Annotated in this window: 43 protein-coding genes; 40 read left to right on the top strand and 3 right to left on the bottom strand. The window is 71.1% G+C overall.

The window, feature by feature from the left end; genetic code table 11:
• The first annotated feature begins 59 nt into the window (after positions 1-59).
• The 31 genes from rpsJ (at position 60) to rplQ (ending at position 14,880) form a co-directional block, all read left to right on the top strand.
• Entirely contained in the window at positions 60-380 is a 321-nt protein-coding gene (gene rpsJ / locus H3C53_10675; protein MBW7917131.1) for a 30S ribosomal protein S10, read from the top strand.
• Positions 381-382: 2 nt separating this feature from the next.
• On the top strand, positions 383-1,003 hold the full coding sequence (gene rplC / locus H3C53_10670) for a 50S ribosomal protein L3 (GenBank protein MBW7917130.1): 621 nt from the start codon (positions 383-385) through the stop codon (positions 1,001-1,003).
• Entirely contained in the window at positions 1,003-1,599 is a 597-nt protein-coding gene (gene rplD, locus H3C53_10665; protein MBW7917129.1) for a 50S ribosomal protein L4, read from the top strand. The genes rplC and rplD overlap by 1 nt, the downstream gene beginning before the upstream one ends.
• Positions 1,596-1,883 carry a 50S ribosomal protein L23 gene (locus tag H3C53_10660; GenBank protein ID MBW7917128.1) on the top strand — a complete coding sequence of 96 codons (288 nt, stop codon included), beginning with the start codon at positions 1,596-1,598 and terminating at the stop codon, positions 1,881-1,883. Before rplD ends, H3C53_10660 begins: the two co-directional genes overlap by 4 nt.
• Positions 1,884-1,898: 15 nt before the next feature.
• Positions 1,899-2,732: a 50S ribosomal protein L2 gene (gene rplB, locus H3C53_10655; GenBank protein MBW7917127.1), complete on the top strand. Its 834-nt coding sequence runs from the start codon at positions 1,899-1,901 to the stop codon at positions 2,730-2,732.
• Positions 2,733-2,734: 2 nt separating this feature from the next.
• Positions 2,735-3,004, top strand: coding sequence for a 30S ribosomal protein S19 (gene rpsS / locus H3C53_10650; protein ID MBW7917126.1), 270 nt, complete (start codon positions 2,735-2,737; stop codon positions 3,002-3,004).
• A gap of 2 nt (positions 3,005-3,006) precedes the next feature.
• The gene (rplV, locus tag H3C53_10645; protein MBW7917125.1) at positions 3,007-3,354 is read left to right on the top strand and encodes a 50S ribosomal protein L22; all 348 of its coding nucleotides are present in this window, start codon (positions 3,007-3,009) and stop codon (positions 3,352-3,354) included.
• Entirely contained in the window at positions 3,344-4,123 is a 780-nt protein-coding gene (gene rpsC, locus H3C53_10640; protein MBW7917124.1) for a 30S ribosomal protein S3, read from the top strand. Before rplV ends, rpsC begins: the two co-directional genes overlap by 11 nt.
• Positions 4,124-4,126: 3 nt before the next feature.
• Positions 4,127-4,552: a 50S ribosomal protein L16 gene (gene rplP / locus H3C53_10635; protein ID MBW7917123.1), complete on the top strand. Its 426-nt coding sequence runs from the start codon at positions 4,127-4,129 to the stop codon at positions 4,550-4,552.
• Complete coding sequence (locus H3C53_10630; GenBank protein MBW7917122.1) at positions 4,539-4,736, top strand: 50S ribosomal protein L29; 198 nt, start codon at positions 4,539-4,541, stop codon at positions 4,734-4,736. Before rplP ends, H3C53_10630 begins: the two co-directional genes overlap by 14 nt.
• Before the next feature lie 14 nt (positions 4,737-4,750).
• Positions 4,751-4,984, top strand: coding sequence for a 30S ribosomal protein S17 (rpsQ, locus tag H3C53_10625; protein MBW7917121.1), 234 nt, complete (start codon positions 4,751-4,753; stop codon positions 4,982-4,984).
• Between the two features lie 21 nt (positions 4,985-5,005).
• Positions 5,006-5,374: a 50S ribosomal protein L14 gene (gene rplN / locus H3C53_10620; protein ID MBW7917120.1), complete on the top strand. Its 369-nt coding sequence runs from the start codon at positions 5,006-5,008 to the stop codon at positions 5,372-5,374.
• Positions 5,374-5,703 carry a 50S ribosomal protein L24 gene (gene rplX, locus H3C53_10615; protein ID MBW7917119.1) on the top strand — a complete coding sequence of 110 codons (330 nt, stop codon included), beginning with the start codon at positions 5,374-5,376 and terminating at the stop codon, positions 5,701-5,703. Before rplN ends, rplX begins: the two co-directional genes overlap by 1 nt.
• Positions 5,703-6,257, top strand: coding sequence for a 50S ribosomal protein L5 (rplE, locus tag H3C53_10610; GenBank protein MBW7917118.1), 555 nt, complete (start codon positions 5,703-5,705; stop codon positions 6,255-6,257). Before rplX ends, rplE begins: the two co-directional genes overlap by 1 nt.
• Before the next feature lie 13 nt (positions 6,258-6,270).
• Complete coding sequence (locus H3C53_10605; GenBank protein MBW7917117.1) at positions 6,271-6,456, top strand: type Z 30S ribosomal protein S14; 186 nt, start codon at positions 6,271-6,273, stop codon at positions 6,454-6,456.
• 107 nt (positions 6,457-6,563) lie between these two features.
• Positions 6,564-6,959, top strand: coding sequence for a 30S ribosomal protein S8 (gene rpsH, locus H3C53_10600; protein MBW7917116.1), 396 nt, complete (start codon positions 6,564-6,566; stop codon positions 6,957-6,959).
• Entirely contained in the window at positions 6,959-7,501 is a 543-nt protein-coding gene (rplF, locus tag H3C53_10595) for a 50S ribosomal protein L6 (protein MBW7917115.1), read from the top strand. Before rpsH ends, rplF begins: the two co-directional genes overlap by 1 nt.
• A 23-nt stretch (positions 7,502-7,524) precedes the next feature.
• Positions 7,525-7,875, top strand: coding sequence for a 50S ribosomal protein L18 (gene rplR, locus H3C53_10590; GenBank protein ID MBW7917114.1), 351 nt, complete (start codon positions 7,525-7,527; stop codon positions 7,873-7,875).
• Complete coding sequence (rpsE, locus tag H3C53_10585; GenBank protein ID MBW7917113.1) at positions 7,875-8,348, top strand: 30S ribosomal protein S5; 474 nt, start codon at positions 7,875-7,877, stop codon at positions 8,346-8,348. Before rplR ends, rpsE begins: the two co-directional genes overlap by 1 nt.
• The gene (rpmD, locus tag H3C53_10580) at positions 8,345-8,524 is read left to right on the top strand and encodes a 50S ribosomal protein L30 (GenBank protein ID MBW7917112.1); all 180 of its coding nucleotides are present in this window, start codon (positions 8,345-8,347) and stop codon (positions 8,522-8,524) included. Before rpsE ends, rpmD begins: the two co-directional genes overlap by 4 nt.
• Entirely contained in the window at positions 8,521-8,982 is a 462-nt protein-coding gene (gene rplO / locus H3C53_10575; GenBank protein ID MBW7917111.1) for a 50S ribosomal protein L15, read from the top strand. The genes rpmD and rplO overlap by 4 nt, the downstream gene beginning before the upstream one ends.
• Before the next feature lie 2 nt (positions 8,983-8,984).
• Positions 8,985-10,301, top strand: a complete 1,317-nt coding sequence (gene secY, locus H3C53_10570) for a preprotein translocase subunit SecY (protein MBW7917110.1) — start codon at positions 8,985-8,987, stop codon at positions 10,299-10,301.
• 48 nt (positions 10,302-10,349) lie between these two features.
• The gene (locus tag H3C53_10565) at positions 10,350-10,904 is read left to right on the top strand and encodes an adenylate kinase (protein ID MBW7917109.1); all 555 of its coding nucleotides are present in this window, start codon (positions 10,350-10,352) and stop codon (positions 10,902-10,904) included.
• Positions 10,901-11,701 carry a type I methionyl aminopeptidase gene (gene map / locus H3C53_10560; GenBank protein ID MBW7917108.1) on the top strand — a complete coding sequence of 267 codons (801 nt, stop codon included), beginning with the start codon at positions 10,901-10,903 and terminating at the stop codon, positions 11,699-11,701. Before H3C53_10565 ends, map begins: the two co-directional genes overlap by 4 nt.
• Before the next feature lie 61 nt (positions 11,702-11,762).
• A complete protein-coding gene (gene infA, locus H3C53_10555; protein MBW7917107.1) occupies positions 11,763-11,960 on the top strand; it encodes a translation initiation factor IF-1 in 198 nt (65 codons plus the stop codon).
• A gap of 16 nt (positions 11,961-11,976) precedes the next feature.
• Positions 11,977-12,093, top strand: a complete 117-nt coding sequence (rpmJ, locus tag H3C53_10550; GenBank protein MBW7917106.1) for a 50S ribosomal protein L36 — start codon at positions 11,977-11,979, stop codon at positions 12,091-12,093.
• 2 nt (positions 12,094-12,095) lie between these two features.
• Positions 12,096-12,476 (top strand): 30S ribosomal protein S13, encoded by a 381-nt coding sequence (gene rpsM / locus H3C53_10545; protein ID MBW7917105.1) that lies wholly within the window; start codon positions 12,096-12,098, stop codon positions 12,474-12,476.
• A gap of 14 nt (positions 12,477-12,490) precedes the next feature.
• Positions 12,491-12,883, top strand: coding sequence for a 30S ribosomal protein S11 (gene rpsK, locus H3C53_10540; protein ID MBW7917104.1), 393 nt, complete (start codon positions 12,491-12,493; stop codon positions 12,881-12,883).
• Between the two features lie 39 nt (positions 12,884-12,922).
• Positions 12,923-13,540 (top strand): 30S ribosomal protein S4, encoded by a 618-nt coding sequence (gene rpsD, locus H3C53_10535; protein MBW7917103.1) that lies wholly within the window; start codon positions 12,923-12,925, stop codon positions 13,538-13,540.
• 41 nt (positions 13,541-13,581) lie between these two features.
• Positions 13,582-14,520: a DNA-directed RNA polymerase subunit alpha gene (locus H3C53_10530; GenBank protein ID MBW7917102.1), complete on the top strand. Its 939-nt coding sequence runs from the start codon at positions 13,582-13,584 to the stop codon at positions 14,518-14,520.
• A 3-nt stretch (positions 14,521-14,523) separates the two neighbouring features.
• A complete protein-coding gene (gene rplQ, locus H3C53_10525) occupies positions 14,524-14,880 on the top strand; it encodes a 50S ribosomal protein L17 (protein MBW7917101.1) in 357 nt (118 codons plus the stop codon).
• Between the two features lie 98 nt (positions 14,881-14,978).
• Here the strand turns inward: rplQ and H3C53_10520 are convergent, their stop codons facing one another.
• Positions 14,979-16,121: a phosphopentomutase gene (locus H3C53_10520; GenBank protein ID MBW7917100.1), complete on the bottom strand. Its 1,143-nt coding sequence runs from the start codon at positions 16,119-16,121 to the stop codon at positions 14,979-14,981.
• 48 nt (positions 16,122-16,169) lie between these two features.
• On the opposite strand from H3C53_10520, the gene tilS reads away from it, so the two are divergent.
• The 9 genes from tilS to scpB all read left to right on the top strand — a co-directional run bounded on the left by tilS (position 16,170) and on the right by scpB (position 24,340).
• Entirely contained in the window at positions 16,170-17,900 is a 1,731-nt protein-coding gene (tilS, locus tag H3C53_10515) for a tRNA lysidine(34) synthetase TilS (GenBank protein MBW7917099.1), read from the top strand.
• A gap of 72 nt (positions 17,901-17,972) precedes the next feature.
• Positions 17,973-19,760, top strand: a complete 1,788-nt coding sequence (gene lepA / locus H3C53_10510) for an elongation factor 4 (GenBank protein MBW7917098.1) — start codon at positions 17,973-17,975, stop codon at positions 19,758-19,760.
• Positions 19,761-19,768: 8 nt separating this feature from the next.
• Entirely contained in the window at positions 19,769-20,857 is a 1,089-nt protein-coding gene (locus H3C53_10505) for a HAMP domain-containing histidine kinase (GenBank protein ID MBW7917097.1), read from the top strand.
• Positions 20,857-21,489, top strand: a complete 633-nt coding sequence (locus tag H3C53_10500; protein MBW7917096.1) for a response regulator transcription factor — start codon at positions 20,857-20,859, stop codon at positions 21,487-21,489. The genes H3C53_10505 and H3C53_10500 overlap by 1 nt, the downstream gene beginning before the upstream one ends.
• Positions 21,490-21,619: 130 nt before the next feature.
• Entirely contained in the window at positions 21,620-22,162 is a 543-nt protein-coding gene (locus H3C53_10495) for a GspH/FimT family protein (GenBank protein ID MBW7917095.1), read from the top strand.
• Positions 22,159-22,581: a prepilin-type N-terminal cleavage/methylation domain-containing protein gene (locus H3C53_10490; protein MBW7917094.1), complete on the top strand. Its 423-nt coding sequence runs from the start codon at positions 22,159-22,161 to the stop codon at positions 22,579-22,581. Before H3C53_10495 ends, H3C53_10490 begins: the two co-directional genes overlap by 4 nt.
• Positions 22,578-23,195, top strand: coding sequence for a prepilin-type N-terminal cleavage/methylation domain-containing protein (locus tag H3C53_10485; protein MBW7917093.1), 618 nt, complete (start codon positions 22,578-22,580; stop codon positions 23,193-23,195). The genes H3C53_10490 and H3C53_10485 overlap by 4 nt, the downstream gene beginning before the upstream one ends.
• Positions 23,192-23,599, top strand: coding sequence for a hypothetical protein (locus tag H3C53_10480; GenBank protein ID MBW7917092.1), 408 nt, complete (start codon positions 23,192-23,194; stop codon positions 23,597-23,599). The genes H3C53_10485 and H3C53_10480 overlap by 4 nt, the downstream gene beginning before the upstream one ends.
• 123 nt (positions 23,600-23,722) lie before the next feature.
• Complete coding sequence (scpB, locus tag H3C53_10475) at positions 23,723-24,340, top strand: SMC-Scp complex subunit ScpB (GenBank protein ID MBW7917091.1); 618 nt, start codon at positions 23,723-23,725, stop codon at positions 24,338-24,340.
• A gap of 17 nt (positions 24,341-24,357) precedes the next feature.
• On the opposite strand, the gene aroQ is transcribed toward scpB, so the two are convergent.
• Positions 24,358-24,798, bottom strand: a complete 441-nt coding sequence (aroQ, locus tag H3C53_10470; protein ID MBW7917090.1) for a type II 3-dehydroquinate dehydratase — start codon at positions 24,796-24,798, stop codon at positions 24,358-24,360.
• On the bottom strand, positions 24,795-25,787 hold a 993-nt coding region (gene aroB / locus H3C53_10465; protein MBW7917089.1), incomplete at its 5' end, for a 3-dehydroquinate synthase. The genes aroQ and aroB, both read right to left, overlap by 4 nt.

Raw genomic sequence — 25,787 nt, 5'->3', positions numbered from 1 at the left:
ATTCGTGAGGGTGGGCGTACGGTTGGTGCTGGTGTGGTCACCGCCGTCCTCAAGTAACCATGGCGACCCCACGCATCCGCATCAAGCTCAAGGCCTTCGATCACCGTAGCCTCGACTCGTCGGCCACCAAGATCGTCGAGACCGTGCGCCGCACCGGCGCCAAGGTCGCCGGCCCCGTGCCGCTCCCCACTCGCATCAGGCGCTTCTGCGTGCTGCGCGGACCGTTCTCCGACAAGGACAGCCGCGAGCACTTCGAGATCCGGACCCACAACCGGCTCATCGACATCAAGTCGCCGACCAAGAGCACCATCGACTCCCTCATGCACCTCGACCTCCCGACCGGGGTCGACATCGAGATAAAGACCGTCGGAGGCCGCTGACAGTGAAAGGAATCCTCGGCACCAAGGTGGGCATGACCCAGGTGTGGCAAGGCGACCGGCTCGTGCCGGTGACCGTCGTGCTCGCCGGGCCGTGCCCCGTGGTGCAACGAAAGACCCCCGCCACCGACGGTTACGCCGCGGTGCAGCTCGGGTGGCACGAGCTCTCCGCCAAGGCGGTGAACAAGCCCGCGGCGGGCCACTTCAAGCGCGCCGGCGTGGCGCCACACCGCCACCTGGTGGAGTTCCGCGACTACGCGCCGGAGGGCGACGAGGTCAAGGCAGACGTGTTCGCGGCCGGTGAGGCCGTCGACGTCACCGGAGTCTCCAAGGGCCGAGGCACCACCGGCGTGATGAAGCGCTGGAACTTCCGCGGCCTCTCCGCCAGCCACGGCGTCAAGAAGAAGCACCGCTCGCCCGGCTCGATCGGCCAACGCAAGTTCCCTGGCCGCGTCTACAAGGGCAAGCGCATGGCCGGGCAGTACGGCAGCGAGACCGTCACGGTGTTGGGGCTCGAGGTCGTCGAGGTGCGCCCGGAGGACAACCTGCTGCTGCTCAAGGGCTCCATCCCCGGACCCAACGGCGGCGTCGTGCAGGTGCGCCAGTCCAAGAGGAAGGTGAGCTGATGTCGGTCACGATCGACGTCATCGGCAGCGGGCGCAAGGTCACCCTCGACCTGCCCGAACCCAAGGAGTCCGTGCTGCACGAGGTCGTACGCTGGCAGCTCGCCAAGCGCCGCCGCGGCACCGCCGCCACGAAGACGCGCGGCATGATGTCGGGCTCCACCGCCAAGATCTACCCGCAGAAGGGCACGGGCCGCGCCCGCCACGGCGACCGCAAGGCCCCCATCTTCGTGGGGGGCGGCACCGCCTTCGGCCCCCAGCCGCGCTCGTACGCCTACACCCTTCCCAAGCGCGTCAGGCGCCTGGGCCTCCAGATGGCCATCGCCGCGCGCGCCCACGACGGCCGCCTCACGCTCGTCGACTCCTTCGGGGTCAACGGCAAGACGCGCGAGTTCGTCGCCTGGGCCAAGACCCACGGCTTCGAGGGCAAGGAGCGCGTGCTGCTCGTCACCGACGACGAGCTCGCCCGCCGCGCCGCTCGCAACCTGCCGTGGATCGACGTGCTCGCCACGGCGGGCCTCAACGTCTACGACGTGCTGCGCGCCGACCGCGTCATCGCTGACGCCAAGCTGTTCGACGGGGCGGAGGAGTCGGCATGAACCCGCACGACGTCATCTTCGCGCCGGTGCTCAGCGAGAAGGCCGTCCAGGCCATCCAGGCCGGCAAGTACTCCTTCTACGTCCATCCGAAGGCCAACCGCGTCCAGATCCGCGAGGCCATCGAGACGGTCTTCAAGGTCGACGTGGTCAAGATCAACCTGATCAACGTCCAGGGCAAGATCAAGCGCCTCGGCCGCTTCGCCGGCCGCCGCCCCGAGCGGAAGAAGGCCATCGTCACACTCAAGGCCGGGCAGCGCATCGAGCAGCTCGAGGGCCTGTCTTAAGGAGGCGGGTAGCCGATGTCAACCAAGAGCTATAGGCCGTACACCCCCTCCCGGCGCAGCATGACCACGCTCGACTTCGCCGAGATCACGCGCGAGTCGCCCGAGAAGTCGCTCGTCAAGCCCCTCAAGAAGTCGGGTGGTCGCAACCACCACGGGCGCATCACCACGCGCTTCCGTGGCGGCGGCCACAAGCGCCGCTACCGCGTCGTCGACTTCCGGCGCCGGGACAAGGAGGGCGTGCCCGCCAAGGTCGCCACCATCGAGTACGACCCGAACCGGAGCGCCAACATCGCCCTGCTGCACTACCGCGACGGCGAGAAGCGCTACATCCTCGCTCCCGACAAGTTGAGCGTCGGCAGCGTCGTCGTGTGCGGCGCCGAGTCCGAACCGGTCGTCGGCAACGCCATGCCGCTGCGCTTCATCCCCATCGGGGCGGTCGTGCACGCCGTCGAGCTCCTCCCGGGCAAGGGCGCGCAGCTCGCCCGCTCGGCCGGCACCAGCATCCAGATCCAGGGTCGCGACGGCGCGTACGTCACGCTCCGCCTCCCCTCCGGCGAGCTCCGCAAGGTGCACGGCGAGTGCTACGCCACCGTCGGCGGCGTGGGCAACAGCGAGCACAAGAACGTCGTCATCGGCAAGGCCGGCCGCACCCGCTGGCTGGGCCGCAAGCCGCACCAGCGCGGTCGCGCCATGAACCCGGTCGATCACCCGCACGGCGGTGGCGAGGGTCGCTCGACGGGCGGACGCCCGCCCGTCAGCCCCTGGGGCCAGCAGGCCAAGGGGTTGAAGACCCGCGACAAGCGCAAGGGTTCCAGCCGCTTCATCGTGCGGCGCCGGAAGGGGAGCTGAACATGGCCCGCAGCCTAAAGAAGGGGCCGTTCGTCGACGGCCACCTCCTCAAGAAGATCGACGCGGCCAACGCCTCCGGCGACCGGCGCGTGATCAAGACCTGGAGCCGCCGCAGCACCGTCGTGCCCGAGATGGTCGGCCACACGATCGGCGTCTACAACGGGCGCCAACACGTCCCCGTCTTCGTGCAGGAGACCATGGTCGGGCACAAGCTGGGCGAGTTCTCGCCCACGCGCTCGTTCCGCGGCCACTCCGGCTCGCGTAAGGAGTGACCGTGGCGCAGCAAGCCAAGGCCTCCCTCCGCCAGCTGCGCATCACCGCGCGCAAGACGCGGCTCGTGGCGGACCTCATCCGCGGCAAGGACGTGACCGCCGCGGAGGACATCCTGCGCTTCACCGACAAGCGTTCGGCGCTGCCGATGCTCAAGGTGCTCAAGAGCGCCAAGGCCAACGCCGTCAACAACCACGACATGTTCGAGGACAGCCTCTTCGTCAAGGCGATCGAGGTCGACGAGGGCCCAACGCTCAAGCGCTTCCTGCCCCGCGCACGCGGCCGGGCCGACCTGATGCGCAAGCGCACCTGCAGCATCTCGATCACCCTGGAGGAACGTAGTGGGAAATAAGATCAACCCCGTCGGCTTCAGGCTCGGCGTGAACAAGGAGCCGTCCGCGCACTGGTACGCCGCGCCGGCCGACTACCCGCGCCTCCTGCAAGAGGACGAGCTCATCCGGAAGGTCGTCAACAAGGACGTCGGCCACTCCGGCATCGCCCGCATCGACATCGAGCGCGCGGCGCACAACATCAACGTGACCATCCACACGGCCAAGCCCGGCGTGGTCATCGGTCGCGGGGGCGAGGCCATCAAGGCGCTGCGCACCAAGCTGAGCGCGCAGATCCCCGGCACCATCGGGGTGAACGTCACCGAGGTCCCCAACCCGAACACCAACGCGGCGCTCATCGCGCAGCGCATCGCCGAGCAGCTCGAACGCCGCTTCGCGTTCCGCCGCGCCATGAAGCAGGCCGTGCAGCGCACGATGGAGTCGGGCGCGCGCGGCGTCAAGATCCGCTGCTCCGGCCGGTTGGGCGGCGCCGAGCAGGCGCGCCCCGAGTGGTACGCCGACGGCCGCGTGCCCCTGCAGACGCTGCGCGCCGACATCGACTACGGCACCGCGCGCGCCAACACGACCTACGGCGTCATCGGCGTCAAGGCGTGGGTCTTCCATGGCGAGATCGTGGGCGACAAGCAGCGCAAGGCCGCCGTCCTGCCCAGGCCGAAGGTCGACGACGACAAGAAGCGCCGGCGGCGCCCCGGCGCCAGGCGCCGCGACGGCGCGGGCGGCAAGCCCGGAGCTCGCGACGCGCGACCGCGCGCCCGTAAGGAGCGTGGCTGAGCCATGTTGCTACCCAAGCGCGTCAAGTACCGCAAGCAGATGCGCGGTCGCATGACCGGCGCCACCAAGGGCGGCGACTACGTCGCGTTCGGCGACTACGGCCTGGTGGCGCTCGAGCCGGCCTGGATCAAGTCGAACCAGATCGAGGCCGTGCGCGTCACCATGAGCCGTTACTTCCGCCGCGGTGGTAAGATCTACGTTCGCATCTTCCCCGACAAGCCCGTCACCAAGAAGCCGCAGGAAGTGCGGATGGGTAAGGGCAAGGGGGCGGTGGAGTACTGGGTCAGCGTCGTGAAGCCGGGCCGGGTCCTGTTCGAGGTGGCCAACGTCACCGAGGAGCAGGCCAAGGAGGCGTTCCGCCTCGCCAGCCACAAGCTCCCCATCAAGGTGAAGATGGTCAAGCGGGAGATCTACGATGAAGCCCAATGAGGTCAGGAACATGAGCGCCGGCGAGATCGCCGCCGAGGTGGAGAAGCGCCGCGAGGAGCTCTTCGACCTGCGCCTCCAGTCGGCGGTCGGCCACACGAGCAACCCGCGCAGGGCGCGGATGGCGAAGCGTGAGATCGCCCGCCTGCTCACCATCGCCAAGGAGAAGGCCGAGGGAACACGGTGAAGGTAACCAAGACCATGCAGGGCCGCGTCGTGAGCGACAAGGCCGACAAGACCGTGACGGTCAACGTGGAGCGGCGCTTCAAGCACCCGCTCTACGGCAAGGTCGTCACCGTCTCCAAGCGCTACCTGGCGCACGACGAGGAGAACGCCTACCAGGTCGGCGACCTGGTGGAGATCAAGGCCAGCCGCCCCATCAGCCGCCGCAAGCGCTTCGTCGTGTCGCGCCTGCTGGAGAAGGCGCGCGCCTGAGGGCCGCGGGAGCGAACTGACATGATCCAGCAGGAGACTTTCCTAGACGTCGCCGACAACTCGGGCGCGCGCACCATCCAGTGCATCCGCGTCCTCGGCACCGGCCAGCAGTGGGTCGGGTCGGTCGGTGACGTGATCGTGGCGGCCGTCAAGGACGCCATCCCGCACGCGGCGGTGAAGAAGGGCGACGTCGTCAAGGCCGTCATCGTCCGCACCAAGAAGGAAGTGAACCGCAAGGACGGCTCCTCCATCCGCTTCGACAGCAACGCCGCCGTCATCCTCACCGCCCAGAACGAGCCGCGCGGCACGCGCGTCTTCGGGCCCGTCGCTCGCGAACTGCGCGAGAAGAAGTTCATGCGCATCGTGTCGCTCGCCCCGGAGGTGCTGTGATGTCGCAGGCCAAGTCGCGCATCAAGAAGGGCGACAACGTCAGGGTCATCGCCGGCAAGCACAAGGGCTCCGAGGGCGAGGTCATGGCCGTCGACCGCGAGCGCCAGCGCGTGCTCATCAAGAACGTGAACATCATCAAGAAGGCGCAGAAGCCCACCCAGGAGAACCCGCGCGGGGGCTTCGTGGAGCAGGAAGCGACCATCCACCTCAGCAACGTGCAGTTGCTCGACCCCAAGGCGGGCGTCCCGACCCGCATCAGTTACCGCCGGCTCGACGACGGGCGCAAGGTGCGCGTCGCCGTCAAGAGCGGCAGCCAGTTGGACGAGTGATGACCATACAGAAGATCGAACTCCCCATCAAGAAGCGGTACGCCGCCATCCAGCCGCAGCTGGCGGAGCGCCACGGCTACAGCAACCCCATGGCCATCCCGCGGGTCGAGAAGATCGTGGTGAACATGGGCGTCGGCGAGGCGCGCGAGGACTCGAAGGTCATCGAGAAGGCCTCCCGCGAGATCGCCGCCATCACGCTGCAGCGGCCCGCCGTCACGCGCGCCAAGAAGTCGGTCTCCAACTTCAAGGTCCGCGCCGGCATGCCCGTCGGTCTGCGCGTCACGCTGCGCGGCGTGCGCATGTGGGCGTTCCTCGACCGGCTCATCAACGTCGCGCTCCCCCGCGTCCGCGACTTCCGCGGCGTCCCCACCAGCAGCTTCGACGGCCGCGGCAACTACAGCCTCGGCATCCGCGAGCAGATGGTGTTCCCCGAGATCAGCTACGAGCAGGTCGACGCCACCCGCGGTTTCGACGTCACCATCGTCACGACGGCCAAGACCGACGAGGAGGCGCGCTCGCTCCTCGAACTCCTCGGCATGCCGTTCCGCAAGTAAGGAAGGAGGACAAGTGGCCACGAAGGCTCACATCGCCAAGTCCAAGCGCACCCCCAAGTTCAGCGCCCGCGCCGGCAACCGCTGCTCGCGCTGCGGCCGTTCGCGCGGCTACCTGCGCGACTTCGGCGTCTGCCGCATCTGCATGCGCGAGATGGCGCACCTCGGGCACCTGCCCGGCGTCGTCAAGTCGAGCTGGTGAGGCGCGCGCCGCGCCCACCGCAGCCGGCAGTAGCTAAGCGAGACGAAGCAGTAGCGGGGAAGAGGTCGGCGCGCACGCGCTGAAACCGCCCCCACGGAGGAAGGTAAATGCAGACGGATCCAATCGCAGACATGCTCACGCGCATCCGCAACGCCGTGGCCAAGGCCGAGGCGAGCGTCGACGTGCCGGCGAGCAAGTTCAAGCTGGCCCTCGGCCGGCTCCTCGTGACCGAGGGCTACCTCAAGTCGATCGAAGAGGTCGACAAGGAGGGCAAGCCCTACCTGCGCATCGGCCTCAAGTACGGCCACAAGCGCGCGCCGGTCATCCACTCCCTCAAGCGCGTTTCCACCCCCGGCCGCCGCGCCTACGCCAAGGCCGAGCACGTGCCCGTCGTCCGCGGCGGGCTGGGCCTCGCCGTCATCTCCACCTCGAAGGGCCTGCTCGCCGACCGCGAGGCGCGCCGCACCAACGTCGGCGGCGAGATCGTCTGCGAGGTGTGGTGATGTCGCGCATCGGACGCTCACCCATCGCCCTCCCCAAGGGCGTCGAGACGAAGCTCCAGGCGCCCGGCAAGGTCGCAGTCAAGGGCCCCAAGGGTAGCCTCGAGGTGGTCTTCAGCCCCCGCATGGAGCTGAAGGAGGAGGGCGGCACCCTCAACGTCGTGCGGCCGACCGACAACCGCGACGACCGCGCGCAGCACGGCCTGGCGCGCACCCTGATCGCCAACGCCGTCACCGGCGTCACCCAGGGCTACGAGAAGAAGCTCGAGATCCACGGCGTGGGCTTCCGCTGCGCTAACAAGGGCAGCAACCTCGAGCTGACGCTCGGCTTCTCGCACCCGGTGGTGGTCGAGGCGCCCGCCGGCATCACCATCCAGGCCACCGAGCCCACCCGCATCACCGTCAGCGGCATCGACAAGCAGCTCGTCGGCCAGGTCGCCGCCAACATCCGCGCGCTCCGGCCGCCGGACTCGTACCACGGCAAGGGTGTCAGGTACGCCGGCGAAACCGTCCGTCTCAAGCCCGGTAAGTCCGCGGCTCGCTGATCCGGGCAGGTATAGGAATGAGCATGAACGCCATAACCGCACGCAAGGAACGTCGCGCCAACCGCACCCGCCGGCGCCTGCGCCGCCCGGTCGAGACCGGGAGGCTCCGGCTGTCCGTGTTCCGCAGCGCCAAGCACATCTACGCCCAGGTCATCGACGACGAGCACGGCACCACCGTCGCAGAGGCCAACAGCAAGACGCTCACGCCGGCCGGCAGCAAGACCGAGCAGGCCGCCGCCGTCGGCAAGGCGCTGGCGGAGCGCGCCCTCGCCGCGGGGGTCAAGAGCGTCGTCTTCGACCGCGGTTCCTTCCGGTACCACGGTCGCGTCAAGGCCCTGGCCGAAGGGGCCCGTGAAGGAGGCCTCGAGTTCTGATGGCTGACACCGACTTCGAAGACAAGGTCATCTTCATCCGCCGCACCGCCAAGACCTACAAGGGTGGCCGGCGCTTCCGGTTCGGCGCAATGGTCGTCATCGGCGACCGCAACGGGCGCGTCGGGGTGGGCCTCGGCAAGGCGCGCGAGGTGCCGGTGGCGGTCCAGAAGGGCCAGCACGTTGCCCGCCGCAACGTCATCGACGTGCCCATCCAGGACCCGGGCACCATCCCCCACGAGGTGCTGGGCGAGCACGGCACCAGCCGCGTGATGCTCAAGCCCGCGGGCGCCGGCACCGGCGTCATCGCCGGGAGCGTGCCGCGCGCCATCGTCGAGCTGGCCGGCTACAGCAACCTCCTCACGAAGGAACTCGGCAGCCGCAACCAGACGAACGTCGCCTACGCCGTCATCGACGGCCTCAAGCAGCTCCGCACCTACGACGAGGCCAAGCGCGTGCGGGAGAGCGCCGAATGAGACTCAAGCTCGTCCGCAGCCTCATCGGCACCACCAAGCGGCAGCGCGGCACCGTCAACGCCCTCGGGCTGAAGAAGATCGGTGACGTGCGCGAGGTGGTCGACAACGAATCGACTCGCGGGATGGTCGAGCGGGTCAAGCACCTGCTCGTCATCGAAGGGAACGAGAAGCGGTGAAGCTGAACGAACTCAAGCCCGCGCCCGGCTCGACGAAGGACCGCAAGCGCCTGGGGCGCGGCGTCGGCAGCGGACGCGGCAAGACCGCCGGCCGCGGCCAGAAGGGGCAGACCAGCCGCTCCGGCTTCAGCCAGGGTGCCGGTTGGGAAGGCGGGCGCTCGCGCCTCATCATGCGCCTCCCCAAGCGCGGCTTCACGCGCGTCAAGGAGCCGCTGCAGCTCGTCAACGTGCGTGACCTGGGCGGCTTCGCGGCCGGCGCCGAGGTCGGCGCGGCCGAACTCGTCGCCGCCGGCCTGGTCAGGCGCGCCGACCACCCCATCAAGCTCCTCGCCGACGGTGAGCTGACCGTCACGGGCCTCGTCATCACGGTCGATGCGGCCTCCAAGGGGGCTCTGGCCGCCGTGGAAGCCGCCGGGGGCAAGGTCGTGCTCCCCGCGGCGCCGGCCGAGGGAGCCTAAGCATGCTGAAGGCCTTTCGCAATGCTCTGGTCATCCCGGACTTGCGGGCCAAGCTGCTCGTCACCATCGGACTCCTCGCCGCCTACCGCCTGATGGTCCACATCCCCACGCCGGGGATCGACATCGCCACGTTGAAGGCGGGCGGGTTCGGTGGCGGGGTGTTCTCGCTCCTCAACTTCATCTCGGGCGGCAACTTCGAGGTCTTCTCGATCGCGGCGCTCGGCGTGATCCCCTACATCACGGCCAGCATCATCATCCAGCTGCTGCAGAGCACCTACCCGCCCCTCGAGAAGCTCTCCAAGGAGGGCGAGGAGGGGCGGCGCAAGATCACCCAGTACACGCGCTGGGGCGCCACGGCGCTCGGCGCCATCCAGGCGCTGTTCCTGGCCATCGCCCTGATCGGCCCGTCCGGCGCCCTCAAGGTCGGCTGGTCGAACGGTCCGTTCTTCTGGTTCGTCGTGCTCGTCACCCAGGTGGCCGGCATCACGGTCGTCATGTGGCTCGGTGAGAAGATCACGGAGTACGGCATCGGCAACGGCATCTCGTTGATCATCTACGCGGGGATCGTGGCGTCGTTCCCGGGCGCCCTCGGGCAGCAGTTCGCCCTCATCGGCGCCGGTGAGTCCAACGTGTTCGGGCTCCTCTTCTACTTCGTGCTCCTCATCGTGTCGATCGCGGGCATGGTGCTCGTGCAGCAGGCGGAGCGGCGCATCCCGGTGCAGTACGCCCGCAAGGTCGTCGGGCGCAAGGTGATGGGCGGTCAGACCACCTACATCCCGCTGCGCGTCAACGCCGCCGGCGTGATCCCCATCATCTTCGCCGTCGCCATCCTCGTGCTGCCCCAGACCCTCATCGGGGCGTTCCCGGAGATCGCCTGGCTCCAGGCGCTCGGCGCCTGGTTCAACCCGTCCGTGTGGCAGGGCATCATCCTCAGCACCCTGCTCATCGTGGGCTTCACCTACTTCTACACCCAGATCTCGTTCGACCCGCGCCGCATCAGCGAGAACCTGCGCGAGTACGGCGGCTTCGTGCCCGGCGTGCGCCCCGGGCAGCAGACGACCGAGCACCTGACCCGCATCACCAACCGCATCACGCTGTGGGGGGCGCTCTTCCTCGGCCTCGTCAACGCGCTGCCGCAGACCTTCTCCTGGCTCACGGGCCAGCAGCAGCTCTCGCTCGCGTTCTCGGGCACCGGCCTCCTCATCATGGTCGGCGTGGCGCTCGACACCCTGCGCCAGCTCGAGTCGCAGCTGATGATGCGCCACTACGAGGGCTTCGTCTCCAAGGGTCGCATACGCGGCCGCGGGAGGCGCTTCTAGGTGAGCGCGCAAGGCACTGGCGCGAACGGCGCCGAGGTCGTGTTGCTCATGGGCCCACCCGGCGCGGGCAAGGGCACGCAGGCGAACCTCCTCGCCGAGGCCCGAGGTCTGCGCAAGCTGTCGACCGGCGACATGCTCCGCTCGCACGTGCGTGACGGCACCGAGCTGGGCGTGAAGGCCAAGCGCGTGATGGACGAAGGCGGGCTCGTCTCCGACGACATCATCATCGGCATGGTCGCGGCAGAGCTCGACGCCATGGAGCCCGTGCGGGTCCTGCTCGATGGGTTCCCCCGGACGCCGGGCCAGGCGGAGGCGCTCGACGACCTGCTGGCCGGCTACGACAGCCAGGTCGACGCCGCCATCGAGCTGGTGGTCGACGACGCCGAACTCGTGAGGCGCCTGCTGGGTCGCGCCGAGGCCGAGGGCCGCTCCGACGACAACGAGGCGACCATCCGGCGCCGCATGGCCGTCTACCGCGAGCAGACCGCGCCGCTCGTCGACCATTACGAGCGAAAGGGCAAGCACGTGAGCGTCGATGGCGTGGGCACCACCGCCGCCGTCGCGGCGCGCATCGCCGCCGCCCTCGGAAGCCGGTCCAAGTGATCATCAAGCGCCCGGCGGAGCTCGACATCATGGCGGAGGCCGCGGTCATCAACCGCGAGGCGCTCGCCGTGGTGGAGGCCGCCGTGGCGCCCGGCGTCACCACGCGCGAGTTGAACGCGCTGGCCGAAGATGCTATCCTCTCACGCGGCGGGAAGCCCGCTTTCAAAGGCTACAACGGCTTCCCGGCCACGATCTGCGCCAGCCCCAACGAGGTGGTCGTTCACGGGTTCCCCGACGACAGGCCCCTCCGGGACGGCGACATAATCTCGATCGACATCGGGACGTTCTACCGCGGTTACGCCGCCGACATGGCGCGCACCTACCCGGTCGGCACCGTCTCGGTCGATGCAGGCAGGCTCCTCGAGGTGACGGAACGGTCGTTGACCGCCGGCATCGCGGCGGCGCAGGCCGGCAACCGCTTGGGCGACGTTTCCGCGGCCATTCAGGGCGTCGTCGAGGCGGCAGGTTTCTGGGTAGTCCGCGAGTTCGTGGGGCACGGCATCGGCCGGGAGTTCCACGAGGGACCGGAAGTGCCCAACTTCGGTCGTGTCGGCACGGGGCCCGTACTCCGTCCCGGCCTCGTACTGGCGATCGAGCCCATGGTGGCTCAGCGGCGCGCTCGCGTCGTCATCGCAGACGACGGTTGGACGGCTTCCACTGAGAACGGGTGTCTGGCGGCACATTTCGAGCACACCGTAGCCATCACGGAAGATGGCCCTTGGGTGCTGACGGCTAACGGCGGCGCGAGCGACGCGAGAGCGCTCGGCACCGCACCAGGAGGTGTGCATGGCGCGTAAGAGATCGGGTCCACCAAGGAAACCGCGTGGCGAGCGGCAGGAAGAGACTACGCAAGACACTATCCGAACGGAAGGCGTAGTGCTCGAGGCGCGCCCGAACACGACGTTCCTCGTCCAGCTGGACGCAGGACCCGAGATTCTTGCCCACGTCGGGGGCAAGATGCGCCGTCACTACATCCGCATCCTCCCGGGCGACCGCGTCGTCCTCGAGATCAGCACCTACGACCCCGAGAAGGGTCGCATCGTCTACCGCAAGTAGGAGTAGGAGTTGGAGCATGAAAGTACGGGCTTCAGTGAAACCAATGTGTGACAAGTGCAAGGTGATCAGGCGTCACGGCCGCGTCTACGTGATCTGCTCTAGCAACCCGACGCACAAGCAAAGGCAGGGCTGAGCGTGGCGCGCATCGCCGGCGTCGACCTGCCACGTGACAAGCGCATCGAGGCCGCGCTGCCGTACATCTACGGCATCGGCTGGAGTCGCTCGGCCGAGATCCTCGCCAAGGCCGAGGTCGACGCCAGCACGCGCGTCAAGGACCTCACCGAGTCCGAGGTCAGCCGCCTGCGCGAGGTCGTTGACCGCGACTACAAGGTCGAGGGCGACCTGCGCCGCGAGGTGCTCCTCAACATCAAGCGCCTCATGGACATCGGTTGCTACCGCGGGCTGCGCCACCGGCGCGGCCTCCCGGTGAGGGGCCAGTCCACCAAGACGAACGCGCGCACCCGCAAGGGCCCGCGCCGCACCGTGGCCGGCAAGAAGAAGGCCCCGAAGAAGTAAGGGACGACTGACCAATGGCCAAGAGCACCAGCAAGAACACGAAGAAGCGGGTCAAGCGCTCCCTCTCCGAGGGCAAGGCGTTCATCCACGCTTCCTACAACAACACCATCGTCACCATCACCGACATGGACGGCAACACGGTCGCCTGGTCCTCCGCCGGCTCGATCGGCTACAAGGGCTCGAAGAAGGGCACGCCGTACGCCGCCCAGCTCGCCGCCGCCGACGCCACCCGCAAGGCCCAGAACATGGGCGTGTCGCAGGTCGACATCGTCATCCGCGGCACCGGTTCGGGCAGGGAGCAGGCAATACGCTCAATCCAGGCGACCGGCGTGAACGTACGCACCATCATCGACGACACCCCCACCCCCCACAACGGCTGCCGGCCGCGCAAGCGGAAGCGCCCCTGAGTCAGGGCGCGGCCCCGACGCAGGGGGCCGAGGAGAGACATGGGTCGATACAGAGGACCGATCGTTAAGATCTCGCGCCGCGAGGGCGCCAACCTGGCCGAGACGCCCAAGGTTCAGAGGTACATGGAGCGCCACCCGTACCCCCCGGGCCAGCACGGCCAGCGGCGCCGCCGCAAGCCGAGCGACTACGGCGTGCGACTCCGCGAGAAGCAGAAGCTCCGCTTCTTGTACAACATGAGCGAGAAGCAGTTCCGCAACCTCTTCGAGGAGGCCGAACGCGCCGAGGGGTCGACGGGCACCGTCTTCCTGCAGCTGCTCGAGTCGCGCCTCGACAACGTCGTCTACCGCCTGGGAATCGCCTACACGCGGCGCCAGGGGCGGCAGTTCGTCGCGCACGGCCACATCCTGGTCAACGGCAAGCGCGTCGACGTGCCGTCCTACCGGGTGCGCCCGGGCGACGTCGTCGAGGTGAGCGCCCGCGCCAAGAAGAACGCCGTGATCCAGGCCAACATCGAGGACCGCCGGCGGGGCAAGCTGAACCCGTGGCTCGAGTTCGACGCCGACGCCATGAAGGGCCGCTTCCTGCACCGCCCGTCGCGTGAAGACATCATGGTCCCCGTCAACGAGCTTCAGGTCATCGAGTACTACTCGCGCTAAGCGGCGAGCTAACCAGTCCAGTCGCTACCGAGGAGGTACGGGTGCACATCATCCCAGATTTCAAGGCCAAGGTCACAGGCAGTTACGGCGAGTTCGTGGTCGAGCCGCTGCCGCGCGGCTTCGGCGTCACGCTAGGCAACCCGCTGAGGCGCATCCTGCTCTCTTCGGTGCCGGGCACCGCGGTGACCAGCGTGTACATCGAAGACGTGCTGCACGAGTTCTCGACCATCGACGGGGTGCGCGAGGACGTGATGCAGATCATCCTCAACCTCAAGGACCTCGTCGTGAAGATGCACGACGACGACCCCGTCACGCTCACGCTCAGGGTCGACCAACCGGGCGAGGTGACCGCCAAGCAGTTCGACGTGCCGTCGAACGCCGAGGTCGTCAACCCCGACCTGCACATCGCGACGCTGTCGAAGGGCGGCAAGCTCGTGATGGAGGTGCGGGTCGAGCGCGGCGTCGGCTACGTCCCGGCCGAGGTGCACGGCACCAAGGACCGCATCAACTCGATCCCCGTCGACGCCATCTACACGCCCGTCAGGCGCGTGGCCTACCGCGTCGAGGACACGCGCGTCGGGCAGCGCACCGACCTCGACCGGCTCGTGCTGCGCGTCTGGACCGACGGCAGCGTCGACCCGCGCGACGCGCTCGACACCGCCGTCGATACGCTGCGCGGCCAGCTCAACGTCTTCAACGGCGAGGGCCTGGTGGAGGAGGAGGCGCCGCCGGCGATCCTCCTCACCCCCGGCAAGCCCGGCGGCGAGGAGGAGGTCGTCGAGGAGGTCACGCTGAGCCTCGAGAGCCTCGACCTCTCCAGCCGCGTGCTGCACTCGCTGCAGGAGGAGGGCATCGACTCCGTCAACGCCCTACTGGCGTTGTCGGAGCGCGACCTCAAGAAGGTCGGCGGCGTCGGCGAGAAGTCGCTGGACGAGATCAAGGAGCGCCTCGCGGCGCGCGGCTTCAGCCTAAAGGAGTAACCGATGCGCCACATGATCCGCGGCCGCAAGCTCAACCGCTCCAGCAGTCACCGTTCGGCCCTGGCCCGCAGCCAGGCCACGGCGCTGCTGCGGCACGGCCGCATCAAGACCACCGTCAGCAAGGCCAAGAGCCTGCAGCCCTTCGTCGAGAAGCTCATCACGACCGCGCGCGGCGGCGACCTGCACTCGCGCCGGCTCGTGGCGCGCGAGATCCACGACGTCGAGGTGCAACGCAAGCTGATGGACGAGATCGCGCCCCGCTACGTCGGGCGCCCGGGCGGCTACACCCGCATCTATCGCCTCACCACGCGGCGCGGCGACGGCGTGCAGGAAGCCCTCATCGAGCTCGTCAACGACTGACCCACCGGCCGGCGCCCGCCGCGCGGCGGCCCGCCTACCCCTGCGTCGCGCCCTCCCGAGCCCGGGAGGGCGCGCGCCGTTACGGCGCGCGCACGCGCTCAGGCGAAGCTCGTCCCGAGCCCGTCCCAGTCGACGCCCAGCAGGTCGGCGACGGTGGCGCCCACGTCGGCGAACGTGCCGCGGGTGCCGAGGTCGCGCCCGGGCCGTCCCGGGCGGTAGTAGAGGAGCAGGCCGTGCTCGCGCGTGTGGTCGGTGCCGGGCCAGGTGGGGTCGTTGCCGTGATCGCTCACGAGCAGCAGGGCGTCGTCCTCGCCGACGGCCGCCAGGAGCTCGGGTACGCGCGAGTCGAACTCCTGTAGCGCCGCCGCGTAGCCGCGCGGGTCGCGCCTGTGGCCGTAGAGCGAATCGAACTCCACCAGGTTCGTGAACACCAGGCCGTGCGGGCGCTCCGCCATCAACTCCAACGTCCGCTCCACCCCGAGGCGGTTCGTGCCGGCCGCCACCTCGCGCGTGAAGCCGCGGTGCGCGTAGATGTCGGGGATCTTCCCGACCCCGATCACCTCGCGGCCCGCGGTCTTCAGCGCGTCGAGGACGTTGGCGGGCGGCGCCAGCGAGTAGTCGTGGCGCTTGTCGCCCAGCCGCACGAACGCGCCGGGCACCCCCGTGAAGGGGCGAGCGATGACGCGGGCCACCTGGTCGTCGCCGCGCAGGATGTCGCGTGCCGCCTGGCACCATGCGTACAGCGTGTCGAGCGGCACGACGTCGACGTGTGCCGCCACCTGGAAGACGCTGTCCGCGCTGGTGTAGACGATCGGGTGGCCGGTGCGCATGTGCTCCTCGCCCAGCTCGTCGAGGATGGTAGTGCCCGACGCCGGGTAGTTGCCGAGGTGGCCCACGCCCGTGGCCGCGTCGAACCGCGCCATCACGGCGTCGGGGAAGCGCTCGTAGGTGCGGAACGGCCGCTCCGTCACGACCCCCATGAACTCCCAGTGGCCCGTGGTCGTGTCCTTGCCGGCCGACAGCTCCGCGAGGCGGCCGTGGCTCGCCGCGGGCGCTGGCGGGGCGGGTAGGGCGCTCACGCCCGTGATGGCGCCCAACCCGAGCGCCGCCAGGTTGGGGAGGGTGGCGCCGGTGGTCCGCAGCACGTGATCCAGCGTGTGCGCCCCCGCGTCGCCGAACTGGGCGGCGTCCGGCAACGCGCCGACGCCCACCGAGTCGAGGACGACCAAGGTGACGGTCATGGCGCGAGTATATGAGGCGCACGCACCGGTGCGAGCGATAATGGCCGGGTGGACAGCCCCACTGACGCCCCGGCGCCGGACCTCGAGCGCCGCTTCGCCGCCGCCCTGACGCGCTTGGCGCCGCCAACCGCCGCCCTCGTGGTGGCCGTGTCGGGCGGCGCCGACTCCGTGGCGGCCGCGCTGCTGGTGGCCGCGACGGGCAGGCCGTTCACGGTGGCGCACCTCGACCACGGCCTGCGCGCCGAGTCTGCCAGTGACGCGGAGTTCGTGGCCGGCCTAGCGGCCGAGCTCGGCGTGACAGCGCGCCTGGAGGCCGTTGACGCCCGCGGGGTGGCCGCGGCCCGCGGCTGGAACCTCGAGGACGCCGCGAGGCGCTTGCGTTACGCCTTCTTGCACCGGGTCCTGAAGGAGGCGAGCGCCGGCGGCGGGAGGGCCGGCGCCGTGGTGGTCGCCCACACCCTCGACGACCAGGCGGAGACCTTCCTCCTCCAGCTGATGCGCGGCGCGGCGTACCCTGCGGGCATGGCCGAGAGGCGCGGCGCGGTCGTGCGACCGCTCCTCGCCGAGCGGCGCGGCGAGCTGCGCGCCTACCTCCTCGGTCGGGGCCGGACGTGGCGCGAGGACGCCACCAACCTCGACGCGAGCCGCAACCGCGCCTGGGTGAGGCACGCCGTCCTGCCGGCCTGGGAGGAGCGGTTCCCGGGCGTCACGACGCGCCTCGCCGCCACGGCAGGCGAGCTGCGCGCCGCGCGCGGCGCCCTCGAGGACCTGGCTCGGACGCGCTTCGGACGAGGTAGCGCCCCCACCGCCCCGCTGGCGAGCGCCCCGGCCGCGCTGCGGCGCACCGCCATCGCCACGAGGCTGCGCGCCGCCGGGGCGCCGGTCACGAGCGCGACGCTCGGCGAGGTCGAGGCGGCCGTGCTCGAGTCGGCGCGGCGGGGCTCCGAAGCGGCGCCCTGGCGCCGCGACGTCGGCCGCGGCGCGCGCGCCACCGTGGCGTACGGCCGCCTCACCGTCGAGCGCCTCGCCGCCGGCGGCACGGACGCCCCCGGCGAGACGGTGGTGGTCTCGCCCGAGCAGTTGCCGCTCGGGGTGGACCCGGCCGTGCTGGGCCTCTCGGCCCCGCTCGTCCTCAGGGCGCGACGCCCCGGCGACCGCATCCGGCTCCCCGGCGGCAGCAAGCTCGTCAGCGACCTGCTCATCGACCGCAAGGTCCCGCGCGCGGAACGCGACGCCCTGAAGGTCCTGGCCTCCGGCCCACGGGTGCTGTGGGTGGAGGGCGTGGCGGCCGAAGCCGGCGTGCTGCTAGCGGGGGAAGCGCCGCGGGACGACCGCCGGTTCATGCGCCTGGCCCTGGCCGAGGCGCGCGCCGCCCTGGCCGCAGGCGAGGTGCCCGTCGGCGCTGTGGTCGCGGTCGGGGGCGAGGTCGTGGCGCGGGCGCACAACCTGACGGAGGCGGGGCGCGACCCGACGGCCCACGCCGAGCTGCTGGCCCTCAGGGCGGCCGCGCGAGCGGTTGGCGATTGGCGCCTGCCGGAGGCAACGCTCTACGTGACCCTCGAGCCGTGCCCGATGTGCCTTGGCGCGGCCCTGCAGGCTCAACTGGGCCGGCTCGTCTACGGCGCGGCCAACCTGCGGGAGGGGGCGCTCGGCGGCGTCATCGACATGACCGCGGGCGCCTGGAAGCGGTTCCCGGAGGTAGCGGGTGGCGTCGAGGCGGACGCCGCCGCCGCCCTCCTGAGGGGAGCGTTCGCGCTCAGGCGGGAGGCCCAGGGCTAGGCAGCGCCGGGAGGCGGTCACGCCACGCCAGGACGGAACTTACGGCGTCACGGGGCAAGTTAGACTGGGCCGGTGGAGATCCGGAACTTCTCGATCATCGCCCACGTCGACCACGGCAAGTCGACGCTGGCGGATCGTATCCTCGAACTCACCCAGAGCGTCTCGCAGCGGGAGCGCCGCGACCAGATGCTCGACTCGCTCGAGCTCGAGCGGGAGCGCGGCATCACCATCAAGGCCACGCCCATGCGGCTTCACTACCTTGCCGACGACGGCAACACCTACCAGTTCAACCTGATCGACACCCCGGGCCACGTCGACTTCAACTACGAGGTCTCCCGCGCGCTGCGCGCCTGCGAGGGCGTGCTGCTCGTGATCGACGCGGCGCAGGGGGTCGAGGCGCAGACCATCCAGAACGCCTACCTCGCGGCCGACAACGGCCTCGAGATCCTCCCCGTCATCAACAAGATCGACCTGCCTGCCGCCGACGTGCCCGCCGCCATCGCCGAGCTGGAGGACATCATCGGCGTGCCCGGCGACCACGCCGTGGCCGTGTCGGCCAAGACGGGCGAGAACGTGCGCGCCGTCCTCGAGGGCATCGTCCAGCACCTACCGGCGCCCAAGGGCGACGCGGCGGGCCCGCTGCGCGCCCTCATCTTCGATGCCGTCTACGACGCCTATCAGGGCGTGATCGCCTTCATCCGCGTGTTCGACGGCACGCTCAAGGCCAAGGACCGCGTCCGCATCTTCTCGACCGGCAAGGTGGTGGAGGTCGAGCGGGTGGGTTTCTTCAGGCCGGAGCCCACGGTGTCGGCGGAACTCACGGTCGGCGAGGTCGGCTGGTTCACGGCCGGCATCAAGGAGATCGCCGACACGCAGATCGGCGACACCATCACCGGCGCCGAGCGGCCCACCGACCGGCCCGTGCCTGGCTTCAAGCCCGCCATGCCGGTGGTGTTCTCCGGCCTCTACCCGACCGACACGGAGGACTACCCGCGCCTGCGCGAGGCGCTCGAGAAGCTGCGACTCAACGACGCCGCCTTCTCGTTCGAGCCGGAGACGTCGGAGGCCCTCGGCTTCGGGTTCCGCTGCGGCTTCCTCGGCCTGCTTCACGCCGACATCGTGCAGGCGCGGCTCGAGCGCGAGTTCGACCTGTCGCTCATCGCCACGGCCCCGGGCGTGGTCTACAAGGTCGTCACCACCGACGGCGCGGCTTTCGACGTGCAGAACCCGAGCGAGCTGCCCACCCCCGACCGGCTCGAGTCGATAGCCGAGCCGTTCGTGGCGCTGTCGGTCTTCCTGCCGGAGGAGTACGTCGGCGCCGCCATGGGCCTGTTGCAGGAGAAGCGCGGCGAGATGAAGGACATGGTCTACCACGGGCACCGCGTGGAGCTCAGGTACGACGTCCCGTTCGGCGAGATCCTTTACGACTTCCACGATCGCCTCAAGTCGCTGTCGCGTGGCTACGCCTCGATGGACTACCAGTTCCTCGGCTACCGGGATGGCGACCTCGTCAAGATCGACGTGCTCGTGAACGAGGAGAAGGTCGACGCCCTGTCGATCATCGCGCACCGCGACAAGGCGTACGACGTCGGCAGGCGCATGGTCGACCGCATGGCCGAGGTCATCCCGCGCCAGATGTTCGCGATCCCGGTTCAGGCCGCGATAGGGGGCAAGATCCTGGCGCGCGCCACGGTCAAGGCGTTCCGCAAGGACGTGCTGGCCAAGTGCTACGGCGGCGACATCACCCGCAAGAAGAAGCTGCTCGAGAAGCAGAAGAAGGGCAAGGCGCGCATGAAGCAGATCGGCACCGTGGAGGTGCCGCAGGAGGCCTTCCTGGCGGTGCTGAGCACCGAGGAGTGAGGTAGGACGTGACCCAGGGTGGGGTGGGCAGCGATCGCTTGCGGGCCGCCGCGCGCCGCGGTCCGCTCACGCTGCGCACCCAGGTCGCGCTGGTGATCGCGCTCCTCTCGGCGCTCCCGAACGTGGTGCTCGTGGCGACCACGCTGCTGCCCGTCTACCGCACCCCGGACGGCGGCGGCCTCTTCGCGTGGCCGGTCGTCCTGTGGTTGGCGGGCGTCGTGGCCCTGTCGGCCCTGGTGGGTTACCTGTTGTCGGGTCAGTTGCTGGCGCCGCTCCTGAAGGCCGAGCGCGAGGTGGCCGGGCTGCCGCGCACGGTCTCGCGCGTCGCGGCCGGTCGCGTGCCGGTTCGGGCCGACGACCCACAGGAGGTGGCCGCGCTGAAGGGCTCGTTCAACGCGCTGCTCGCCCAGGTGGAGCTGCAGGAGTCGCGCCGCAACGCCTTCACCGCCGCGCTCGTGCACGACCTGAAGACGCCGCTCATCGCCGCCACCAACCTCCTGCAGGTCGTGCGCGACGACGATGACCTCGACCGCGCCAGCCGCGTCGAGCTGGTGGCGCACCTGCGCGACGAGATGCAGGCGATGATCGAACTGGTGCAGAAGATGGTCGACGCGCACCGCCTCGAACGCGCCGACGTGCCCCTCACCCGCCGCGACGTGGACCTCGCCGCCATGGCCGCCGGGGTCGTGCAGCGCCTGCGTCCCCTCGCCGACGCGCGCGGGCTAGAAGTCGTGGTTGCGGGCGAGGGTCGCGCCGCGGTGGACGCGCGCGAGGGGGAGCGCGCCCTCTACAACCTCATCAGCAACGCCGTGAGGTACGCCAGGCGCAACATCGTGATCGAGGTCTATAGCGGCATGGTGAGGGTGCAGGACGACGGGCCCGGCCTGCCCGCGCCGCTGGCGCAGCTGGCGCAGCCGTTCGTGGGCCGCACCGTCGAGATCGCCGGCGAGGAGTACGCGGGCGGCACCGGCGGCCTGGGGCTGTTCATCGCCAGGCGCGTCCTGGAGGCGCACGGCGGCCAGTTGACGTGCGAGGCGACCGGGCCGAACGGCACGATCTTCCTGGCGTACTTCGGCGGTGACGGGAAGGGGCGGTGATGAGCGAGGCGACGATACGTGGAGGCGAGGGCGGCGGGACGGGGCCGCGGGTGGTCATAGCCGACGATCACCCGCTCTTCAGGATGGGCCTCGCCCTGGCGCTGAAGGCGGAGGGGTTCGCCGTCGTGGCGGAGGCGGAGAACGGCCGCCAGGCGGTGGAGCGCGTCAGGCAGGCGGCGGTCGACGTGGTGCTGCTCGACGTCCGCATGCCGGAGATGGACGGCATCGAGGCGTGCAGGCAGCTGAGCGCCGCCGAGGGCGCGCCGCTGGTGGTCATGCTCACCACCTTCGACGAACCCGCCGTCATCAGGGCCGCCCGGGCGGCAGGCGCACGCGCCTACCTCTCGAAGGAGACGGCGCCCCGCGAGCTTGCGCGCATGCTGCGTCACATCCTCGCCGACCCGGAGCGCGACTGGCTGCCGGAGGTGGCCCTGCCCGACCTCACGCCGCGCGAGGCGGAGGCGCTGGCCGCCATGGCGCGCGGCCTGAGCAACAAGGCCATCGCGGCCGAGCTCGGCATCAGCCCGGACACGGTGAAGGACTACCTGGAGAACGTCTACCGCAAACTCGACGTGCGCGACCGCGTGAGCGCGGTCCGTCGGGCGGCGGAACTGGGCCTCGTGCGCCACTGAGGGTCCGAGGCGGCCGGCCGCGGCGTTGACCCGATCGTCCGCGGCGTGCGCGACGGCAGCGACCTAGGCGCCCTAGGCCGGAACCGTGCCAGGTGGGGTGGCCCGCCGGGGCGGCCGCCTAGCCTGTGCCATGCCGCCGCTGACCACCCCCCAGGCACCCACGAGCCGCGCGCCCCGTCGGCCGCGCCGCTCCCACGCCGCCGGGCGCGCGGGCATCACCCTCGTCGAGCTCCTCGTCGTGCTGGGCGTGCTGGCCGTGCTGGCGTCCGCCGGCCTGGCCTTCGCGCGCCCGAGCCTGGCCATGAAGGCTGCCCGCGCCGTGCGCACCACCGTGCTGTGGGCGCGCACCGAGGCCATGTGGCGCGGCGCGCCCATGAGCGTCACGGAGCTGCCGGGCGGCGCCGGGCTGGTGGTCGTGGCACCGGCCGATCCCGCCGCGCCGTGCGGGGAGGGCACCCCCCTCGCGCGCGTCGCCCTGGCCGACTTCCCCGGCGTGCGCCTCGTTGCCGGCCTGCCGCGCGGCCTCGTCTGGTTGCCGAGCGGTTCCGGCCGCACCTGCTCCGGCGGCGGGGTCATCTCCGGCACCATGCTGCTGGCAGACGCCCGCGTCACCATCAGCGTCGTCGTCTCCGCGCTCGGCCGCGTCAGGCTGGGCGTCGTGGCCGCGCCGTGAGGGCCTCGAGCCACCGCCGGTTGCCGGGCGGCTTCACGCTCGTCGAGACGCTCGTGGCGCTCGCCGTCCTCGCCGCCGTCGCCGGCGCTCTGATCGCGTTGCAGGTGGGCGCCGTGCGGGCACAGCGAGCGGCGGAGCGGCTGCACGCCGCCGCCGGGCTGCTGGCGGGCGAGCTCGTCTTGCAGCGCACCGAGGCGGCGGCAGGTACCGGCGCCTGCCGCTCGGCGCCGGCCGCGGCGGAAGCTTCTCTCGACTGCGAGGTGGAGCGCTCCTGCCTCGTCGCGCGAGACGGCGGCTGCGAGCTCGTCCTCGTTGAAGTGCGCGTCGGCGCCGCCCGGGACGAGGCGGCTCGTGGGGGAGGGGTGGCGCCGCTCACGGCCCGCACGGTGGTGGCGCCGTGGCTGGAGGGGCGACCGTGAGGGGAGGCCGCGGCCTGACGCTGGTGGAACTCCTGGTCGCCCTGGCCATCGCCGGCGTCGTCCTGACGCTACTCGCGGGCCTCACGGCGGGAGCGCGGCAGGGCGCCGGCCGCACCGAGCGGCGCGCCGACACGGTGGCCACCCTCAGGTTGAGCGCCGAGCTGCTCGCCGAGGAGCTGCGGCTGGCGGGCACCGTACCGTGGCCGCCGCCCGCCAACCCGGCCCCGGAGGCGCTCGCTGCCTGGCTCGAGCCCGCCGTCACGGTGGCGCTCGGGCCGGCGGGTGACGCCGTGGGCCTGCGCGGCATCGACCACCGCCTGGCCGGGGCGCCCCTGCAACGCGACGTCGTCTTCGAGGTCGTCGTCGACGGCGCGGGCGAGTGGCAGCTCTACCGGCGCCCGCTCGGATCGCCCAGGCAGCCGCTGGTGGCGGGCGTGGCGGGGCTCCACGTGCGCTGGGTCGTGACGGCCGCAGGCGCGCGCGTGAGCCCGGTGGCCGCCGACGGGCAGCGCATCGCCGCCCTCGGCCTAGAGATCGTGGTGGCGGGGGAGAGCCTCAGCGTCGTGGCCGAGCTGCCCGCCAGGCCGCTCCTGGCCGTGAGGTCCGCCCCGTGAGCCCGCGGTGGGGCGGCGCCGTCCTCGTCACGGTGCTCGGCGGCGTCCTGTTGGTGGCCGCCATCCTGTTCGCGGCGTTGTTCGGCGTCACGCTCGAGACGCTGGCGGCCCGCAGCGCCGCGCGCGCCGCGCTGGAGTCGGCGGCGCTGCAGGGCGCCCTCAGCCAGGCGGCCACCGAGCTGGTCCTGGCGGGAGCCGGAGCGCCCGACTCGCCGCGCGTGTTGGGCCCCTGGCCGCACCTGCGGGTCGACGGCGCGACCGGCGCCGTCACGGTCGTCGTCACGCCCGTCGGGCCGGGCGACGTGGTGGAGCTCGAGGCGCGCCTGGCCGGCTCGGCGCGCGTGGCGCCCGCGCGCCTCGTCCTCGCCCTGACGCCCGAGCCGCGGCCACTGTGGCGCCCGTGAGGCCGGTGCCCCAGAGGCCGGGGCCGCCCCCCGGGGTACCGAAGAGGCGGAGCTTGACAGTGGCGCGGGGGGCTGAAACCATACGGCGTGCCCGGCGCCGCCCACGACCTCACCCGCGACGACATGACAGGCGGCCACGACACTCAGGGCGAGTCGCACGAGGCGCCCGCGGCGCCCGCCCCGGCGCCACGGAGCGAGGAGGCCGGGCGCGGCGGTTACCTCGGAGCGCTACTCAGCGCCGCGCTGCTGGCGACCGGCCGGCCCGTCACCACGCGCGAGCTCAAGGCGCTGCTGGGGGTGAGCGAGGAGGCCGTGGAGCGCGAGGTCGCGCGCCTGCGCGCCACCATGGCCGCCGCCGACCTCGGCCTGGTGGTCGAGCACGTCGCGGGCGGCTACCGGCTCGTGGTGGCGCCGGCGCTCGTGCCGGCCCTCGCCACCCTGCTGGCGCCGCCGCCCCTGCCGCAGCTCAGCCAGGCCGCGCTCGAGACGCTGGCGCTGGTGGCGTACCACCAACCCGTCACGCGCGGCGAACTAGAGGCGGCGCGGGGGGCGTCGTGCAGCTCCACCCTCGAGACGCTGCAGGAACGCGAGCTCATCAAGGTGGTGGGGCACAAGGAGGTCGTCGGCAAGCCGCTACTCTACGCGACCACCGATCGCTTCCTGCTCGAGTTCGGGCTCGCCTCCCTGGCCGACCTGCCGCCCATGCACGACGACGCGCCCAGCAACTTCCTCCGCGGTTGACGCGCCGGACAGGCGGCTCAGCTCGGGGCGGCCGCCAGCTCCGCCAGGTACCTGATGGCCAGGCGGTAGCCCGCCGCACCGAGGCCGACCACGCTGCCGGCGCACACCGCCGCCACCAGGCTCCGGTGGCGGAACTCCTCCCGCGCCGCCGTGTTGCTGATGTGAACCTCGACGACGGGAACGGGCACGGCCGCGATGGCGTCGCGCAGCGCCACGCTCGTGTGCGTCAGGCCGCCCGGGTTCAGGACCACGCCGATGGCGCCGTCGGCGGCGGCGCCATGCAACCAGTCGATCAGGCGCCCCTCGTGGTTGCTTTGCCGGCACTCGGCGCGGCGCCTCAGCTCGGCCGCGGTGGCCACGCACATGGCGTCGAGCTCCGCCAACGTCAGGCGCCCGTAGACGTCGGGCTCCCTTCTCCCCAGCAGGTTCAGGTTCGGACCGTTCAACACGAGGATCACGCGCTCGCCTCCAGTTCGCTCCAGGCCGCCGCCAGTTCGGCGTCGGTGACGTCGGACACGACCACGGGCCTCCCGACGTCCTCCAGCAACACCATGCGCAGCCGCCCGGCCGCCACCTTCTTGTCGCGCGCCATGAAGCGCCGCAGCGTGGCCAGGTCGGCGCGCGGCAGGGGGGCGGGCGCGAGCCACCGCAGGAACCGCGTCGTGAGGTCGACGAGGTCGGCGTGGCCGCGCGCCCGCGCCAGCAGGCTGGCGAACACGAGCCCGTAACCCACGGCGTCGCCGTGCGCCAGCGCGTGGCCGCTGGCCGCCTCGAGCGCGTGCGCCAGCGTGTGCCCCAGGTTGAGGTGGGCGCGCACGCCCGCCTCGCGCTCGTCCGCCGCCACCACGGCGGCCTTGACCTCGACCGAGCGCGCCACGACCTCCCGGAGACGCTCCACCGGCGCTTGGGGCGACCAACCCGGACCGAACGCGTCCAGCAGGTCCGGCGCCGCGAGGAGCCCATGCTTGAACGCCTCGACGGTGCCCTGCCGGAACTCGGACTCCGGCAGCGTGCGCAGCGTCGCCACGTCGGCGATGACCGCCCGCGGCTGCCAGAACGCCCCCACGAGGTTCTTCCCCTCCGGCAGGTCGAGGCCCGTCTTGCCACCCACGCTGGCGTCGACCATAGCGAGGAGCGAGGTGGGCACCTGGTAGAGCGCCACGCCGCGAAGGTAGCTGGCGGCCACGAACCCCGCCAGGTCGCCCACCACCCCGCCGCCCAACGCGACCACGGCGCCGTCGCGGGGCAGCTCGGAGCGGGCCAGGTCGCGCAGCAGCGCCCCGTACCGCTCCAGCGACTTGCTCGCCTCGCCCGGCGGCACGACGAACGCCGCCACGCGCCTGCCGGTCGCCTCGAGCGCCGCCACGACGCGGTGACCGTGCGCGGCCATGACGTTCTCGTCGCTGACGAGCGCCACGCGCCGCTCGCGCACCGCCTCCGGCAGCAG

The organism is Trueperaceae bacterium, from assembly GCA_019454765.1.
Lineage (GTDB): Bacteria > Deinococcota > Deinococci > Deinococcales > Trueperaceae > JAAYYF01.
This window is presented reverse-complemented; position numbering and strand designations above follow the sequence as displayed.